The sequence below is a fragment of the Micromonospora sp. NBC_00617 genome (assembly GCF_045161355.1).
Lineage (GTDB): Bacteria > Actinomycetota > Actinomycetes > Mycobacteriales > Micromonosporaceae > Micromonospora.
The window spans coordinates 6,426,054-6,442,031 of record NZ_CP107751.1; the positions used below are offsets into that span (position 1 = coordinate 6,426,054).

Annotated in this window: 16 protein-coding genes; 8 read left to right on the plus strand and 8 right to left on the minus strand. The window is 71.3% G+C overall.

Annotated features, from left to right (window positions below):
• Nucleotides 1-53: 53 nt before the first annotated feature.
• Nucleotides 54-707, minus strand: a complete 654-nt coding sequence (locus OG505_RS29830) for an NADPH-dependent F420 reductase (protein ID WP_405429342.1) — start codon at nt 705-707, stop codon at nt 54-56.
• A gap of 388 nt (nt 708-1,095) precedes the next feature.
• On the opposite strand from OG505_RS29830, the gene OG505_RS29835 reads away from it, so the two are divergent.
• A complete protein-coding gene (locus OG505_RS29835) occupies nt 1,096-1,674 on the plus strand; it encodes a TetR/AcrR family transcriptional regulator (RefSeq protein WP_354854535.1) in 579 nt (192 codons plus the stop codon).
• Between the two features lie 10 nt (nt 1,675-1,684).
• Here the strand turns inward: OG505_RS29835 and OG505_RS29840 are convergent, their stop codons facing one another.
• From OG505_RS29840 to OG505_RS29850, 3 genes are read right to left on the minus strand one after another with little or no spacing between them, the layout of a single operon-like run.
• Nucleotides 1,685-2,068, minus strand: a complete 384-nt coding sequence (locus tag OG505_RS29840) for a type II toxin-antitoxin system death-on-curing family toxin (protein ID WP_405429343.1) — start codon at nt 2,066-2,068, stop codon at nt 1,685-1,687.
• Nucleotides 2,068-2,268, minus strand: a complete 201-nt coding sequence (locus OG505_RS29845) for a hypothetical protein (protein ID WP_405429344.1) — start codon at nt 2,266-2,268, stop codon at nt 2,068-2,070. The genes OG505_RS29840 and OG505_RS29845 overlap by 1 nt, the downstream gene beginning before the upstream one ends.
• Nucleotides 2,269-2,302: 34 nt before the next feature.
• Entirely contained in the window at nt 2,303-3,100 is a 798-nt protein-coding gene (locus OG505_RS29850; protein WP_405434810.1) for a hypothetical protein, read from the minus strand.
• 80 nt (nt 3,101-3,180) lie between these two features.
• Between OG505_RS29850 and OG505_RS29855 the strand changes: the two genes are divergently transcribed.
• The gene (locus tag OG505_RS29855) at nt 3,181-4,125 is read left to right on the plus strand and encodes a Ppx/GppA phosphatase family protein (protein WP_405429345.1); all 945 of its coding nucleotides are present in this window, start codon (nt 3,181-3,183) and stop codon (nt 4,123-4,125) included.
• A gap of 76 nt (nt 4,126-4,201) precedes the next feature.
• Nucleotides 4,202-5,008 (plus strand): sugar phosphate isomerase/epimerase family protein, encoded by an 807-nt coding sequence (locus OG505_RS29860; protein WP_405429346.1) that lies wholly within the window; start codon nt 4,202-4,204, stop codon nt 5,006-5,008.
• A gap of 18 nt (nt 5,009-5,026) precedes the next feature.
• Here OG505_RS29860 and OG505_RS29865 read toward each other — a convergent pair whose 3' ends face one another.
• The 3 genes from OG505_RS29865 to OG505_RS29875 are packed head-to-tail and all read right to left on the minus strand — an operon-like array spanning nt 5,027 to nt 7,101.
• Nucleotides 5,027-5,614: a CGNR zinc finger domain-containing protein gene (locus tag OG505_RS29865; protein ID WP_405429347.1), complete on the minus strand. Its 588-nt coding sequence runs from the start codon at nt 5,612-5,614 to the stop codon at nt 5,027-5,029.
• 19 nt (nt 5,615-5,633) lie between these two features.
• Nucleotides 5,634-6,800 (minus strand): glutathionylspermidine synthase family protein, encoded by a 1,167-nt coding sequence (locus OG505_RS29870; protein ID WP_405429348.1) that lies wholly within the window; start codon nt 6,798-6,800, stop codon nt 5,634-5,636.
• 1 nt (nt 6,801) lies between these two features.
• Nucleotides 6,802-7,101 carry a hypothetical protein gene (locus tag OG505_RS29875; protein WP_405429349.1) on the minus strand — a complete coding sequence of 100 codons (300 nt, stop codon included), beginning with the start codon at nt 7,099-7,101 and terminating at the stop codon, nt 6,802-6,804.
• Between the two features lie 128 nt (nt 7,102-7,229).
• On the opposite strand from OG505_RS29875, the gene OG505_RS29880 reads away from it, so the two are divergent.
• From OG505_RS29880 to OG505_RS29900, 5 genes are all read left to right on the plus strand, one after another.
• Nucleotides 7,230-8,150, plus strand: a complete 921-nt coding sequence (locus OG505_RS29880; protein ID WP_405429350.1) for a proline dehydrogenase family protein — start codon at nt 7,230-7,232, stop codon at nt 8,148-8,150.
• Between the two features lie 42 nt (nt 8,151-8,192).
• On the plus strand, nt 8,193-8,993 hold the full coding sequence (locus OG505_RS29885; RefSeq protein ID WP_405429351.1) for an alpha/beta fold hydrolase: 801 nt from the start codon (nt 8,193-8,195) through the stop codon (nt 8,991-8,993).
• Nucleotides 8,980-9,561, plus strand: a complete 582-nt coding sequence (locus OG505_RS29890; protein ID WP_405429352.1) for a TetR/AcrR family transcriptional regulator — start codon at nt 8,980-8,982, stop codon at nt 9,559-9,561. The genes OG505_RS29885 and OG505_RS29890 overlap by 14 nt, the downstream gene beginning before the upstream one ends.
• Nucleotides 9,562-9,623: 62 nt before the next feature.
• Nucleotides 9,624-10,913 (plus strand): hypothetical protein, encoded by a 1,290-nt coding sequence (locus OG505_RS29895; RefSeq protein ID WP_405429353.1) that lies wholly within the window; start codon nt 9,624-9,626, stop codon nt 10,911-10,913.
• 38 nt (nt 10,914-10,951) lie between these two features.
• The gene (locus OG505_RS29900; RefSeq protein WP_405429354.1) at nt 10,952-11,230 is read left to right on the plus strand and encodes a hypothetical protein; all 279 of its coding nucleotides are present in this window, start codon (nt 10,952-10,954) and stop codon (nt 11,228-11,230) included.
• A gap of 88 nt (nt 11,231-11,318) precedes the next feature.
• Here the strand turns inward: OG505_RS29900 and OG505_RS29905 are convergent, their stop codons facing one another.
• A complete protein-coding gene (locus tag OG505_RS29905) occupies nt 11,319-15,827 on the minus strand; it encodes a LamG-like jellyroll fold domain-containing protein (RefSeq protein ID WP_405429355.1) in 4,509 nt (1,502 codons plus the stop codon).
• Nucleotides 15,828-15,978: the final 151 nt, after the last annotated feature.

The following is a 15,978-nucleotide window of genomic DNA, read 5'->3' on the forward strand; positions in this document are numbered from 1 at the left end:
CCCGAAGGGGGTCCACGCTCGGCGTGGACCCCCTTCGGGCTGTCGGGGTCCGTTCAGCGGACGACCTTGACGTTGAAGTTGGCGGTGTCGAGCCGGCCGTAGAGCCGCAACCAGAGTGGCATCAGCATCTCGGTGCCCCGGGCGGTGGAGAGGTCGCCGAGGTCGATCACGTCGGTGTGGCCGAAGCTGACGAGCAGCCCGGTGACGATCCGCTTGGCCTCCGCGTCGTCGCCGGAGACGAACACCGTGTGCGCGCCGTCGGCGAGCTGGCGCGGGCGCACCATCAGCTCGGCGGTCAGCGTGTTGAGCGACTTGACCACCCTGGCCTGCGGGAACTCCCGCTGGATCTGCTCGGCGAGGGAGTCGGTGTCCTGCACCGTCAGGGTGGGTGGGAAGCCTGCGCTGAAGTCGAGCGGGTTGGCGATGTCGAGCAGGACCTTGCCGGCCAGATTCGCCGCGCCGGCCGCGGTGAGCGCCGGCAGGGAGCCGCTGCCACTGGTGGCGTTGACCACCAGCTCGGCGTCCGCGGCCGCATCCGCTTGGGTTGCCAGACCCACCTCGGGGTGCTCCGCGGTCCAGGCGGCGTAATCGCCGGCCAGGGTGGTCGCGACGTTCCGGGTGCCGATGGTGACCTGGTGGCCCAGCTCCGCCGCGCGGGCGCTGATGGTCCTGCCGACCGAGCCGGTGCCGAGAACTGCGATGCGCATGTCGATCGATCCTCCACTCGGGCGCGGTGGCCTCGCGCCAATTCTCGGTAGGCTAACAGACAGGTCTGTCTATTGCTGCCCCGCGGAAAGGCGGTAGGGCACCTGTCCCTCGTAACGTGTCGAGCTGCCCCAGAAATGGGGCGGCCGGGGCGGGCAGGGTGCGGCCCGGCGGCTCAGCCCCAGCGACTCGGCCTTGGCGACTCGGCCTTGGCGGCTCAGCCCCAGCGACTCGGCCTTGGCGACTCGGCCTTAGCGACTCAGCCCCGTATCTGGGGCAGCTCGACAGGAGTCGAGGACACCGTCAGCGGTCGCGACGGGGACGACGCGCGGCCGCAGACGGAGCTGTCTGTAGAATCGGGCCCGCCACCAGCACGTCGAGGGAGAGCCGATGCCTGCCCACCGCACGCCGGCCGGCTCGGCCCGGGATCGGATCCTGGAGACCGCGTTCCGGCTCTTCTACGCCCACGGCCCGCGCGGCGTGGGGGTGGACACGGTCATCGCCGAGTCGGGCGTGGCCAAGGCAACGCTCTACAAGCACTTCCCGCGTAAGGACGACCTGGTGCTGGCGTACCTCGATCGGGTCGACCAGGCGTGGTTCGGTGCGCTGCGCGCCGCCGCCCGGGATGCCGGCGACGAGCCGCGCGACCAGTTGGTCGGGATGTTCGACGCGCTCGCCGGCGCCTGCCGGCGGGATGGCTACCACGGTTGCGCGTTCATCAACACGGCCGCCGAGTCACCGGCCGGCGGCCCGGTGCACGCCCGGACGGTCGAGCACAAGACCGTCGTCCGGGCCTGGGTGACAGAGCTGGCCCGGCAGGCCGGCGCGGCCGACCCGGAGCTGCTCGCCCGGCAGCTCACCCTGCTGCTCGACGGCGGGCTCGCCAGCGGCGTGCTGGACGGCGACCCGGTGATCGCCGACGCGGCCCGGCGCAGCGCCCGCACGCTCGTCGATGCGGCGTTGCGCTGACGGGCTCAGCTCAGAACAGCTTGCGTAGTGCCGCCGCGATATCGGCCACCTCGGTCAGGCGGCTCTCCGCCACGCTGATGACCACGTCGTACGCGATGTCCTGGTCGGTCTCGTCGAGTTGGGCGATGGTGAAGGCGCGGTTCTGGAGCAGGAAGGCGACCGTCACGATCCAGCTGATCCGCTTGTTGCCGTCCATGAACGGGTGGTTGTTGGCCAATGAATGCAGTAGTGCCGCCGCCTTGGTCCACAGGTCGGGATAGGCGTCCTCGCCGAAGACGCTCGTCTGCGGTCGAGCCACCGCCGACTCCACCAGTCCGGCGTCCCTGATTCCGACGCCGAGCTTGCGGGCAATGCCCGCCACGTCGGCGAGCGTGGGGTATCGGGCCTCTGTCATCACTCGGCCAGACGAGCGAGCAGCGTGGCGTGCCGTTCAATGATCTCGTCGGCGAGGTCACGGAACTCCTTGGCGTTTCGTCGCGCCAGGTAGTCGTCGATCGCGGTGACGATGACGGCGTGCATGGATCGGGCCTCCTCGTCCGCGACGAGACGGAGTCGCCGTTCGCGTTCGTCATCCAGCCGGAGGGTCATCGCCATGCGCAGATGGTAGCAAGCCTGCTACCAAGATCGGCTAGAGATTGTCGGCGGGGTGTGGGGCGACCAGGCCCTGCTTAACCCGGGCCGCGCACAGTTCGGCCAGCCGCTCGTACGCGGCGGCGCCGATCAGCGCGGTCAGCTCCGGCCCGTACGACAGGTACATCGGCTCGGCGCCCACGTGGGCGTCCGTCGAGGAGGTGCACCACCAGTCCAGATCGTGCCCGCCGGCGCCCCAGCCGCGCCGGTCGAACTCGGCCAGCGTGGAGACCAGCACCTTGGAGTTGTCGGGTCGCTTGACCCAGTCCTGGTCCCGCCGGATCGGGAGCTGCCAGCAGACGTCCGGCTTGTATTCCAGCGGGTGCACCCCGTCGCGCAGCGCCTGGGCGTGCAGCGCGCAACCTCCCCCGCCCGCGAAGTCGGCGTCGTTGAGGAAGACGCACGGCCCGTCGGCGCCCTGGGTGGCGGTGCGGCGTGCCGGGTTCTTGCCGTCGATCGTGTCCTCGTCGGTCCAGTTCTTGAAGCCGCGCCGGTAGTGCTGCCAGGTCGCCGGGGTGAGCCGTTTGACGGCGTTGCGGACCCGCTTCTCGTCGTCCGAGTCGGTGAAGAACGCCCCGTGCGAGCAGCAGCCGTCGGCGGACCGGCCGGCGATGATGCCGTGGCAACCCCGACCGAAGATGCAGGTCCAGCGGGAGAGCAGCCAGGTCAGGTCGGCCCGGATCAGGTGGGTCTCGTCGGCCGGGTCGGCGAACTCGATCCACTCCCGGGGAAAGTCCAGCGACACCTCGCGGCTGCGCGGGTCGCCCGGATCGTCCACCAGCACGCGGAGCTCCATCGTCACCCGGACCAGCGTACGCGCGGTGACGCCCGTGGGCCGACGAGCCGCACGAACGTGTTGCCCCTAGGGTCTTCACCATGCGACTGGGTGTCCTCGACGTCGGATCCAACACGGTGCATCTGCTGGTGGTCGACGCGCACCACGGCGCGCACCCCTGGCCGGCGCACTCGGAGAAGGTCGTCCTGCGTCTCGCCGAGCAGATCGGCCCGGACGGCGCGTTGACCGAGGCCGGCTCGGGCAGCCTGGTCAAGGCGGTCGGCATGGCCAAGGCGGCGGCCACCGGCTTGGAGACGGACGACCTGATCGCGTTCGCCACGTCCGCCGTCCGCGACGCCACCAACGCGGCCGACGTGCTCGCCCGGGTCCGCGACGAGACCGGCGTACGCCTGGAGGTGCTCTCCGGCGCGGACGAGGCGCGGATGACCTTCCTGGCGGTGCGGCGCTGGTTCGGCTGGTCGGCGGGGCGTCTGCTGGTGCTCGACATCGGTGGCGGCTCCCTGGAGATCGCCGCCGGGATCGACGAGGACCCGGACGTCGCGATCTCGCTGCCGCTCGGCGCCGGCCGCCTGACCCGGGATCGGCTGCGGATCGACCCGGACAGCGCGACACCGCCGTCCGCCGAAACCGTCGACAAGCTGCGGGAGTATGTGGACGGCCGGCTGGACAAGGTCGTCGACCAGCTGACCGAGGTGGGCTGGGGTCGGGCGGTGGCCACCTCGAAGACGTTCCGCACCCTGGCGCGACTGGCCGGCGCGGCGCCGTCCGGGGCCGGGCTCTGGGCGCGGCGCAGCCTGACCCGTGCCGGTCTGCGGCAGGTCATCGGCTTCATCCGGCACATTCCGCCCACCCAGTTGATGGAGCTGGAGGGGGTCGGCGCCGGCCGGGCCCACCAGTTGCTGGCGGGTGCGGTGGTCGCCGAGGCGGTGATGCGCAGGCTCGACCTGAACGCGCTGGACATCTGCCCGTGGGCCCTGCGGGAGGGGGTCATCCTCCGCCGACTCGATCAACTCGAGCCGATCTGACCAGGGTGCCGGGTTACGAGTGGTTTGCCAGCGCTCGTCCTGATGGCCCCACGACAGCCGGGCTACGCTGGCTGATGTGACTTCCCGCGTTCCGGTGCTCCTGTCCAGCTCGTCGGTCTTCCCCGAGCCGACCGCGGCGGCGTTCCAACTGTCCGCGGCGCTCGGCTACGACGGCGTCGAGGTGATGGTCTGGACCGACGTGGTCAGCCAGGACGCGGGCGCGCTGCGCGGCCTGTCGGCGCACTACGGCGTGCCGGTGCTGTCGGTGCACGCGCCCTGCCTGCTGGTCACCCAGCGGGTGTGGAGCCCCGACCCGTGGCAGCGGCTGCGCCGGGCCGCCGAGCTGGCCGAGACGCTGGGAGCGCCGACGGTCGTGGTGCACCCGCCGTTCTCCTGGCAGCGGGACTACGCGCGCAACTTCGCCGAGGGGTTGGCCACGGTCGCGGACCGGTTCAACGGCCTGCGCTTCGCGGTGGAGAACATGTACCCGGTGCGGATGGCGGGCCGGCAGTTCGTCCCGTACGTCCCCGGCTGGGATCCCACCGACACCGGCTACCCGTCGTACACCCTGGATCTGTCGCACTGCGCGGCCTCGCACAGCGACCCCCTTGAGATGGCCGACCGGATGGGCGCGGGCCTGGCCCACGTGCACCTCGGCGACGGCACCGGCGAGGGCCGCGACGAGCACCTGGTGCCCGGGCGCGGCACCCAGCCCTGCGGTGAGCTGCTCTCCTCGCTGGCCGGGCGCGGCTTCACCGGGTCGGTCGCGGTGGAGGTCGCCACGCGGGGCGCGAAGAGCCGCGCGGTGCGCGAGGCGGACCTGCGCGCCGCGCTGGAGTTCGCCCGCCAGCACCTGCCCGCCCAGTCACCGGTCGACGTCTGACCCCGCCGGGGCCCGGCGTCAGCTGACCGGGGTCAGCGACTCGGTGGTCGAGGTCGGCTGCGGGGCAACCGGCAACTGCTCCCCGATGGCGGCCCGCTTGCGGGCCCGGTGTGCCGCCACGTGCGAGCGGGTGGCGCAGCGCTCCGAGCAGAACCGCCGGCAGCAGTTGGACGACGTGTCCAGGTAGACGTTGCCGCACCGCTCGTCGGCGCAGACCCCGAAGCGGGCGCTGCCGTACTCGCAGAGCCAGACCGACAGCCCCCAGACCGCGCCGGCCAGGTATTCGGCGCTGACCGACGCGCCCCGGCTGGTCACGTGCATGTGCCAGTCGCTGGAGTCGTGCCCGGAGATGCGCGGCTGGACCGGGAACGCCTCGAGCAGCGCGTTCAGCTCGGTCACCGCCTGGGCGTCGCGCCCCGAGGTGCCGTACTCGAAGACGTCGCGGAGTCGCTTCTGCGCCCGCCGGAAGATCGTGACGTCCCGGTCCGCGACCTCGTCGCGCATCCAGGCGTTGTCGTCGGGGAAGAGGGCCCGCAGGTCGTCGAGGTCGTCCAGGCGGGCGTTGACCAGGTCAACGCCGGTCCGGGCGTACGCGTCGAAGTTCACGCCCCCAACGGTAGACGACTCACGGGGTGCGCGGCGCGTCGATGTAGTGCGGCAGGAACCGCGCGTAACCGTCGGTGATCAGACTCGCGCTCTCCCGGACCCCCACCCCGGCCGACTCGCCGTCGACGATCCAGCTGCCCAGCACCACCCGGTTGCCGGCGAACTGCGGCAGCGCCCGGAACTCCTGGTAGCACCAGCCCTCGGCACCGTAGATCCCCGGGTTGGTGAACTCCTGCTCGGCGGTCACGATGCGTACCGAGCCGCCTTCCCGGCCGAGCAGGGGCTTGGCCACGTACTCGGGCATTCCGCGCGGCGAGTCGAGATACGCCGGGAGCAGGTACTCGTGGTCGGGGTACAGCTCCCAGAGGATCGCGAGCAGCGCCTTGTTGGACAGCAGCAACTTCCACGCCGGTTCGATCCAGGTGGTCGGGGTGCCCGGTGCCAGGGCGGGCGGCCCGTACGGCTCGGCGAGCATCCACTCCCAGGGGTAGAGCTTGAAGCAGGTGGTCACCGGGCGGTCGGCGGCGTCGACGAAGCGTCGGCCGTCCCAGCCGATCTCCTGGATGGGTTGCAGCTCGACGCTCAGGCCGGCCTGTCGGGCGGTCTCGGCGAGGTAGCCGGCCGTCATGTGGTCCTCGCCCGACTCCTCCTCGTTCGACCAGAGCACGTGCACCCGGGGGTCGTGCAGCCCGGCGCCGATCTTGGCCCAGGCGCCGACCAGTCGCTCGTGCAGGCTGTTCCACTGGTCCAGCTCGGGGCGGGTCTGCTCCAGCCAGTACCACTGGATGATGCTCGCCTCGACCAGCGCCGTCGGCGTGTCCGCGTTGTACTCCAGCATCTTCGGCGGCCAGGTGCCGTCGTACGCCAGGTCGAAGCGCCCGTAGAGGGTGGGCGGCGCCTCGCGCAGCGACCGGGCCACCGCGTCGGCCGCCCAGGCGGGGATGCCGAACTCGGCGTACCGGCGCTGCGCCACCACGTGCTCGGCGGCGGCCACCGACATCCGGTGCAGTTCCTCCGTGGCCTCCTCCAGCCGCAGCACCTCGTCGAGGTCGAAGGCGTACGCGGCCGTCTCGTCCCAGTACGACATGATCCCGCCGTCGGGCAGCTCGGTGTCGACGTAGACCAGCCCCTGCGCGCGGATGGTGGCGTCCCAGTCGGGGCGTGGCGAAACGGACTCGCGGCGCACGTCAGCCGCCGCAGGAGGCGAGGTGGGTGCCGAACCCGCCGCGCTCGGGCAGGGCGGCCGTCGTGGGCTCCCCGACGGTCCGCCCCGCGACGGGCGTCCAGGCCCGCATCGCCAGCGCGACCGTGTCGCCGCCGCCGACCGGCCCGAGGGCACAGTCGTCATCGTCGTCGTCCGAGGTCATGTTGCAGCCGGAGAGGGCGAGCGCGAGAGCGGTGAGCGCGCCGAGCTGCACGGAGGCCGACCGGAGCCGGCGGCGGGGGCGTTGGTCCACGGCATCGTTGTAGTCGATCGACGCCAGCACCGCAGCCCCGGCTAAGGAAGGGCCCCTTGTTATCGGATTTTGTTGTACAAGGGGCCCTTCCTAACGTTCGGGGGGACGGCACCGCCGCCGCTCGGCGGGGGGCCTGGCAGGGGCGATACGCTCGGCTCATGCTCCGTTCCGTCATCCTCGCCGCCTCCCGGTCATCCCAGGTCGAGCGGCTCGTCGCGACCGCCCCGTACACCCGGGACGTCGTTCGCCGGTTCGTCGCCGGCGCCGCCACCGACGACGCGTTGCGCGTGACCCGCGGGCTCGTCGACGACGGTCTGGCCGTCACCCTGGACCATCTGGGCGAGGACACCGTCACCCCCGAGCAGGCCACGGCCACCCGGGACGAGTATCTGAAGCTGCTGAAGATGCTCTCCGGGGCCGGGCTCACCCCGGCCGCCGAGGTGAGCGTGAAGCTCTCCGCGCTCGGCCAGATGTTCGACGAGCAGTTGGCGTACGACAACGTGCGGGCGGTCTGCGCGGCCGCCGACGCGGCGGGCACCACGGTCACCCTGGACATGGAGGACCACACCACCACCGACTCGACGTTGGAGGTGCTGGCCAAGCTGCGCAAGGACTTCCCGTCGACCGGCGCGGTGCTCCAGGCGTACCTGCGGCGGACCGAGTCGGACTGCCGGGAGTTGTCCTCCGCCGGGTCGCGGGTTCGTCTGTGCAAGGGCGCGTACCGGGAGCCGGAGTCGGTGGCGTACCAGTCGGCCCGCGAGGTGGACAAGTCCTACGTCCGCTGCCTGAACATCCTGATGTCCGGCGACGGTTACCCGATGCTGGCGACCCACGACCCGCGGATGATCGCGATCGGCGAGGACCGGGCGCGCTGGTTCGACCGGGGGCCGGAGCGCTTCGAGTTCCAGATGCTCTACGGCATCCGACCCGAGGAGCAGGCCCGGCTGGCCGGCGAGGGCTACACGGTGCGCACCTACGTCCCGTACGGCGACGATTGGTACGGCTATCTGATGCGTCGGCTCGCCGAGCGCCCGGCGAACCTGGTCTTCTTCGGCCGCGCCCTGATCTCCAAGAAGTAGCCGCCGCTTGACGCGCCTGGCTAATTGCCTTAGCTTCAAGCTATGACACTTAGCCAAGTGCGGCGGGACGGCGGACACATCGCATACGAGGTGCACGGCGACGGACCACTGGTCATCCTCGCGCACGGCATGGGCGAGAACAGGGCGAGCTTCCGACACCTGGTGCCGCTGCTCGTGGCCGCCGGTCACCGGGTCGCCTCGGTCGACGTACGCGGGCACGGGGAGTCCAGCGTCGGCTGGCCCACGTACGCCCCGGCGGAGGTCGGCGCCGACCTGCTGGCAGTCGTCCGTGACCTCGACGCCGGGCCGGCCGTGCTGGTCGGCAGCTCGTCCGCCGCCGCGGCGGTGGTCTTCGCCGCGACCGACGCGCCCGAGCTGGTCTCCGGCATCGTGCAGATCGGCACGTTCGTCGGTCAGCCGAAACTCAACCCGCTGCTGCGGCTGGCGATGGGGGCCGTGCTGCGCAGTCCACGACTGTTCGGGATGTTCCACAACACGCTTTTTCCCGTGCACCGGCCGGCCGACGACGCGGCGTACCGCCGGTCGATGGTGGCCAACCTGCGCGAGCCCGGCCGGATGGCCGCGACCCGCGGTGTGATCGCGCCGGTCGAGCCGCACTGGACCGCCCGCGCGCCGCAGGTGCGCCAACCGGTGCTGGTGCTGATGGGCGCCAAGGATCCGGACTTCCCCGACCCGGGCGCCGAGGCGCGGGCGGCCCGCCGGCTCTTCCGCGTCGCCGAGGCCCGGATGATCGAGGAGGCCGGGCACTACCCGCACGCCGACCGGCCGCGGGCCACCGCCGACGAGCTGGTGGATTTCCTGGCGGTGTGTGCCGGTGCCTAGGGCCGGGCTCAACCAGCAGACCGTGGTGCGGGAGGCCGCCCGGCTGGCCGACGAGGTCGGCTACCAGCAGCTCACCCTCGCCGCGCTCGCCAGCCGGCTCGGAGTCGCGCTGCCCAGCCTCTACAAGCACATCCGAGGGGCGGACGCGCTCGGCCAGAAGCTCGCCGTGCTGGCCACCGCCGAGCTGGCCACCGAGCTGACCTCCGCGGCTGCCGGCCGCTCGGGTGGGGACGCGCTGCGGGCGATGGCGGACGCCTACCGCGCCTACGCCCACCGGCACCCCGGGCGCTACCCCGCCACCCAGCGGGTGCCCGACCCGTCCGACCCGGAACACGTCGAGGCGGGCGAACGCGCGGTCGGCGCGATCTTCGCGGTGCTGCGTGGCTACGGACTCACCGGCGACGACGCGGTGGACGCGACCCGGGCGCTGCGCAGCGCCCTGCACGGTTTCGTCGCCCTGGAGGCCGCCGGTGGCTTCGGCCTGCCGCGCGAGGTCGACCGCTCGTACCACCAGTTGGTCGCCGGCCTGGACGTGGCATTCCGCTCCTGGCCGGCTCGCGGAGCCTGACCCGGCCCGATCGGCCCGGGTCGGCCTCGCCCGATCCAGCCTTTGGTCGTACCCTTCGGCGGGTGACTGACGGGGTGCAGCAGCCAGCACCGCGGCGGCTCTGGCCGCTGTGGACCGTACTCGTCGTGATGGTCCTGCTGCTGGGCTGTGGCCTTCCGGCGGCGTTGGTCGTCGGTGCGGTACGCGAGGCCGGCGGCCGGGCCACGCTCAGTCGGGCCGGCGCCGCCGCGACCGACGACCCGGCCACCGCCGTCCCCCGCGCTCTGTCCGACCGGATGACCGCGCAGCTCCAGCGGCAGTCCACGGCGCTTCTCGGCGGCGACCGGGCCGGCTTCCTCGCCGTCGCCGACCCCGCCGCGCAACCCGACCTGCGCCGTCGTTTCGCCGCGCTGCGCGCCCTGAAGGTGACGGTGTGGCGGGCCGAGCCGAGCGGCCTGCCCGTACCGGTCGTCGGCAGGGCCGGCGAGTGGCGACTCCTGGTGCGCTTCCAGTACTGCTTCGTGACGCCCGGCTGCCGACCGAGCCCGGTGCTGATCGGTACCCGCTGGCGGGAGAACGGCGACCAGCCCCGACTGGTCGCCCTGGAGGAGTCCAAGTCCGCCGAGACCGGCACCCGACCGTGGGAGATCAGCGAGCTGGCCGTGGCGGTCGGCGCCCGGACCATCGTCGCCACCACGCCGGCGCTGCGCGGCAAGCTGCCCGGCCTGCTGACCCAGGCGGAGGCGGCCGCCGCGGTCGCCGACACCTACGCCGTGACCGGCTCGCCGCCGGACCGCTACCGGATCTTCTACGCCGGTCGCAAGGAGTGGCAGCTGTGGTACGGCGGCGGGCGCCCACAGTGGACCGGCGGCTACGCGGTGACCGTGGGCGGCGGCCACCACGAGGTGGTGCTCAACGCCGACGGTCTGACCAGCAGCGGCACCGACGACCTGCTTCGGCACGAGCTGACCCACGCCGCCTCGCTGCCCGAGCGCGGCTACCCGGGCAAGACGACCTGGTGGCTCGTCGAGGGGCTGGCCGAGTTCGCCGGCTCGGGCGGTCAGCCGGTCGACCGGTACGAAGGGCTCGCGGAGGTGCGCAAGCTGGTCCGGGGCGGTTGGGACGGCCGGCTGGAGGGCGTCACGCCCGCCGACGACGCGCCCGCCGAGCGGGTCGGCGGCAGCTACGGCGTCGGCTACCTCGCCGTCCGCCACCTCGTCGACCGGTTCGGGCCGGAGCGGCTGCTGGCCTTCTTCAAGGCCGTGGTGCACGAGCGGAAGACCATGGATGCCGCCGCCGAGCAGGCGTTTGGCGAGCAGTGGTCCACGTTGCACGACGAGTGCGTGGCGTACGTCCGCTCCACCAGCGCCTGAAGCTGCCGCCGCCCGGTCAGGCCCTGTCGGCGAGGTTGGTGACGAAGGCCGCGGAGGACACGTACGGTGCCGTTCGCGCGCTGTTGGCCAGGCTCGTGGCGCTGAACAGCCGCGGCGAACGGCCGGCGGAGAGTGCTCTGCTCATCGTCGACGACCCCGCGCACGGGCTGGCGTTGCACCTGCGAACCGACGAGACCGATGAGGCGTTGCGGGCGCTTGCCGCGCTGGAGCAGACCATCAGGGAGTCGAGCGGGCGGCGCGGCGTCAAGGTGGCCTGGGACCCGGTCACCAGGAGGTGGCGCAGCACGCCCGGCTGACCTGTTCCCGGGGAGCTGGCGGGCGGCTGGGCGCCCGGACGGCGGCGGGCGGGCCCCGGAGGAGCCGCCCGCCGCCGTGCTGCTCAGATCACCAGGCGGAGGAGATCTGGCTACGAGCGCCGAGCATGCCACCCGCAATTCCCGGATACATCCACAGGATCCCGGTCGGGTTCTCCCGGGCGATCACGTCCGGCTTGCCGTCCCGGTTGAAGTCGGTCAGACCGAAGGAGGTGTAGCCTCCCCAGCCGATACCGACCTGGGTGATCGTGTCTGGTCCCATGTCGTAGAGCTTCAGCAGACCCGTGCTCGCCTGCCGACCGTAGACGTCCGGCGTGGCGTCCCCGACGACGTTGGCGATGCCGAACCCGGTGAAGTCGGTGCTCCAGCCGTTGCCGATGTCCACCCGCGTGCCACTGCCGCCCTTGAGGTCACCCGGGTAGACCCACAGGTCGTTTGTCGATCCAGCGGTGAAGACGTCCTGGTAGCCGTCCCGGTTGTAGTCGCCCACGCCGAACGGGCGGTAGTTGCACCACTGGATCCCGAGGAAGGTGGGTGTGGGACTCAGGTCGTCGGCCGTGCCCAGGAAGACCTTGAGCTCGCAACTGACGTTGTCCCTGGCCACGATGTCCTGGTACCCGTCGTGGTCCCAGTCGGCGATGCCGAAGGCGGTGAACTGGTTCCACCCGGTCGAGACCAGGCGCGGCTTCGACAACTGTTCGGAGCTCGGCGGGGTCAGCTTCCGGTACTTCCACAGGTTGCCGTCCACATCGCTGGCGTAGATCTCGGTTTCCAGCTGGCCGGTACCGGGTGGGGTCCAGGTGGTCGTCCCGACCGGCGTGAGGGAGCCGTTCTTGGTGCTGTTGCTCGCCCCGATCTGGGTCGGGGTGAGCGCCCGCTTCCACACCTGGAGGTTGCTGAGCATCCCGGCGTAGTGCGCGGTCGCCACGCCCTGGTACTTGTAGCGGCCGACCACGAACTTGCCGGTGCTCGGCCAGGTGGGCGTCGCGGTGTACTGGGCGTTGCCCTTCAGGACCCCGTTGACATAGAGCGAGATGATCCTCGTGTCGGCGTTGTAGCTGGCCACCAGGTGCGTCCACACACCCAACGCCGTCCCGGCCGGCGTCACCACCTGGGTGTACGACCAACCGCTGTCCGCGTTGCCCAGGCCGAACCGCCAGGTGTTGTCGCTCGCGTTGTTCCAGAGCAGGAAGCGCGACGCGTTCGCGCCGTCCTCGCTGGCGATGACGCCACCGGCCGCCGTTGGCTTGGCCCAGACCGAGAGGGTGAACGACTTGCTCGTGTCGATCAGCCGCTCGGGACTGGTCAGTGCCGTCTTGTTGGTGTAATCGACCTGGGTCGCGGTGGGGTCGGTGTTCAGCACGACGACCTGCGGGAACAGCTCACCCTGACGCCACTTCGCGCTCACGCCGGGCTTGGTGGGCGAAGGGTCGGTCACCTCGACGCCGAGCGACTTGCCGCTGGAGATGTCGGTGGCCGTGCTGAACACCCCGTCTCCCGCGCCGTCGAACTTGTCGTCGAACTGCCAGGTGTGATCGGAGGTGATCAGCGTCTGCTTGGGCTGGGCGGTGATGGTGGCGCTGCCAGCCTGGACGTTGGTGACCAGCCAGGCCGTGGTGGCCGCGCCGGCGCCGACGGTCCACAGGTCGGGGGTGCCGTCACGGTTGATGTCCCCGGCGCGCAGGCTGAGCGCGACACCGGTGTTCCAGCCGCCGGCCGCGAGGGTACGCGCGGTGTAGGTGAGCTGGCCGGTGTCCTCGTTGAAGGCCAGGTCGGACCACAGGTAGAGGGCGCCGGTGGTCCGGTTCCGGAGGAACATCGCCGTTCCGGTTCCGGTCTGCGCGGTGGTGATGGTCCAGTTGTTCCAGTCCGCGCCGCCGGTCGGGGTTGCCGCACCGGTCGAGGTCGCTCCGAAGAACAGGCTGGTCCCCGGGAAGCTGGGGTAGTAGGTGAGCTGGTAGCCGTTGGTGGCGTCCCCGCTGGTACCGATCAGGTCCGGGAAGCCCGAGCCGGTGCCCCGAGCCTCACCGGCGTTGGCCAGCTGGATCGGCGACCGGCCGTACTCGTCGAGGAGATACTCGCGCATCAGGCTGGTCTGAACGCCGCCGCGCTCCGGCATCAGCACGGAGCCGTCGCCGTTGCCGGCGAAGATGCCCCCGCCGCCGGCGTTGGTCCCCGTGGGGTAGTAGACCAGCACGTCCTGGAGGCCGCCGCCGGTGAATCGACCGGTGATGACCTGGCCTCCGTTGAAGTCGGCGGGCGAGTTGTTGCCGGTGACGCCGTTACCTCGCGCGCCCATGTTGCTGATGCTCGGGTTGAGCCCGACTGAACCACTGTTCTTCGCCAGCCACAGGCCGGCCGTGAGGTTGTTGACCGAGCCGACGGTGAGCAGGTCGGCCCGGCCGTCACCGGTCAGGTCGCCGTCCGGTGCGATGGTGGTCGGCGGGTTGGCGTTGAACGGCAGCGTCGCGGTCTCGCCGAAGTTCCGGCCCGCCGCGGTCACGCTGGTCACGGAGATCGTGTTGGTGAAGCGGGTGGGCGTGACCTGGATGTTGGCGTTGCCGCTCGCGTCGGGGGTGACGGCCTGCGGGGGTGCCGCATTGAGCTGGTAGACGTAGCTGGTGGGGGCGGTTCCGCTGGACGGTGCCTTGACCGGGATGGTGATCGGCTGCCCGATCGTCGCCGACTGGGTCAGTTCCGGGATGTTGGGCGGCCCGGCCCGGGTGGCGTCGAAGGCGAACCGGCAGGTGGTCGACCAGTTGCTGGCGGTGCGGAAGTCGGTCGTCTGCACTTTCCAGGCGAAGGTCGCGAACTTGCTCGCACCCGCGACGGCCGCCAGCGTGGCTCGGGGCACGATGAACACCGCGGTGGTGCCGGAGGAGTACGTGAGCAGGCTCGGGTTGGTGCTGGCGATGGCCGTCTGAGCGGGATCGCCGTCCTTCCACACCTTGAAGGTGACCCCGAGGGTGCCCTTGTCGACATCCGAGACCGGCGCGTACAGCGACACCGCCGTGTCACCGACCACCGTGGGGCTGGCTGCGGTGCACGCGGTGGTCGGGGAGGTGCTGAGACCGGTCGGCGCGGCGGGCGCGTGGTTGTACCGGATGGTCAGGGTGGGGCTGGTCTCGAGGAATTCCTTCCAGCTCTGGGCGTCGCTGGCCTCGTTGGCGGCGACCATCCACAGGGTGCGCGTCGACCTCTTGGCGCTGACGTCGGCCTCGATCTGGTCGGTGATGTCGAAGGAGACGCCGGCGGCGTCGCAGCCGCTGTAGCCGTACGCGAAGCTCTTGCTGGCGATGGCGCTGCCCTTGCTCACGCCCTCCCAGTAGTTCCAGGTGGCGTTGCCAGAGGTCAGCGTGGTGCTGGGACCGTAGATGTTGACCGTCTTGTCGGTGCAGCTCCACGAGCGGGTGTTCGTAATCTTGAAGACGGCGTCCGCGATCTCGGCCCCGGCCAGGGTGCTGTAGGGCACCGGGAAGTTGATCAGGGTGTTCGACCGCTGGCTGCCCGAGTTGCCGACCTGCATCCGGCCGATGGGGTCCGGGGTGTTCTTCCAGTAGTTCGTCGACTGGTGCTGGTAGGAGATCGAGGCCCAGCCGCTCATCTTGGGGCCGACGGGCGTCCAGCTGAACGTGGGGTCGATGTAGAGCGGATAGACCGCGGCGGGGTTGGTCAGCAACGCCCGGTCGGGGGTGAGCCGCAGCTTCCCGGCGGCGAGCCGCACACCGATCGGGGCCGTCCGCGCACCACGGCCGGGTCCGCCGGGGGTGGACGCGGCACCCCGCTCGTTCGTGCCAGCCCTGGCGTCCGCGTCCGGGGCGGAGTCCCACATGGCCGGGGCGGAAGCGGTGAGCACCGTGCGGCCACCCCGGTCACGGCCGGTGATGTTGCCGACCGGGTCGGCCGTTAGGGTGACGCCCTTCGTCACGGTGGCGAGGTCGAGTGCGGCGAGCCGGGGGTCCGTGGCCGCCTGTCGGTTCTTGACCACGAAGACGTGCGAGAAGGAGCCCTCACCGCTGACCCGGACGGTCAGGTCGACCCCGGGCAGCACCTCGGCGTAGGTGGCGGTAGGCCCGGACAGGGTCGGTGCCGGCAGGGTCAGCGGGGCGGTGACCGACAGTGCGCGGTCGCCGCTAGTCATCTCCGCGAGTGGGCCGGTGCCGCCGGCAGAGACGCGGATCGCATTGGTGGTGACGGCCGCGCTGATGCTGCCGTCAGCGTTGCGGACCAGCGTCGGGTCGAGGTCCTTCCAGGCACCGTTCACCCTGGTCCGGGTGGGTACGGCGGACTGGGTCAGCTCCATCGTCCCGTCCGGGCGGGCGGTGAAGGTGGCGGTCGACGTGCCGGCGCTGGTGGCCTCGACCGGCTTGCCGGTCCGCCTCGCCTCGACCAGCGCTCGATCGACGCTGAGTGATCCGCTGGCAGGCGCGGGTGCGGGCGCGGGTTTGTCGGGCGCGGCGGCTGCCGGTGCGGCGGGCAGGATGGCGGCCGTGGTGGCCAGGACGACGCTGGCAGCGACGCCTGTCGTGAGCCTGCGTCTGGCGGTCTGTGTCCTCGGTGGAGGACCGATTTTGAGCATGATGCGCTTACTCCCCCGTGAGTCTGGCCGGCGGACGCGGTGCACGTCCGTTGGGCGGCAACAGTGAAGCAGCACTTCCGGCCTTCGTGGAACGCCAGTCGTCACAAGGGGTTGTCCTTTTCGAACTCATTGCGATCGATTTGCCGGCTGC

Excerpts from the sequence above, each read along its gene's own strand:
- OG505_RS29905 (WP_405429355.1), bottom strand. The coding sequence starts at position 15,827 with ATGCTCAAAATCGGTCCTCCACCGAGGACACAGACCGCCAGACGCAGG.
- OG505_RS29845 (WP_405429344.1), bottom strand. The coding sequence starts at position 2,268 with ATGGCGATGACCCTCCGGCTGGATGACGAACGCGAACGGCGACTCCGT.
- OG505_RS29855 (WP_405429345.1), top strand. The coding sequence starts at position 3,181 with ATGCGACTGGGTGTCCTCGACGTCGGATCCAACACGGTGCATCTGCTG.
- OG505_RS29885 (WP_405429351.1), top strand. The coding sequence starts at position 8,193 with ATGACACTTAGCCAAGTGCGGCGGGACGGCGGACACATCGCATACGAG.
- OG505_RS29880 (WP_405429350.1), top strand. The coding sequence starts at position 7,230 with ATGCTCCGTTCCGTCATCCTCGCCGCCTCCCGGTCATCCCAGGTCGAG.
- OG505_RS29830 (WP_405429342.1), bottom strand. The coding sequence starts at position 707 with ATGCGCATCGCAGTTCTCGGCACCGGCTCGGTCGGCAGGACCATCAGC.
- OG505_RS29835 (WP_354854535.1), top strand. The coding sequence starts at position 1,096 with ATGCCTGCCCACCGCACGCCGGCCGGCTCGGCCCGGGATCGGATCCTG.
- OG505_RS29840 (WP_405429343.1), bottom strand. The coding sequence starts at position 2,068 with ATGACAGAGGCCCGATACCCCACGCTCGCCGACGTGGCGGGCATTGCC.
- OG505_RS29850 (WP_405434810.1), bottom strand. The coding sequence starts at position 3,100 with ATGGAGCTCCGCGTGCTGGTGGACGATCCGGGCGACCCGCGCAGCCGC.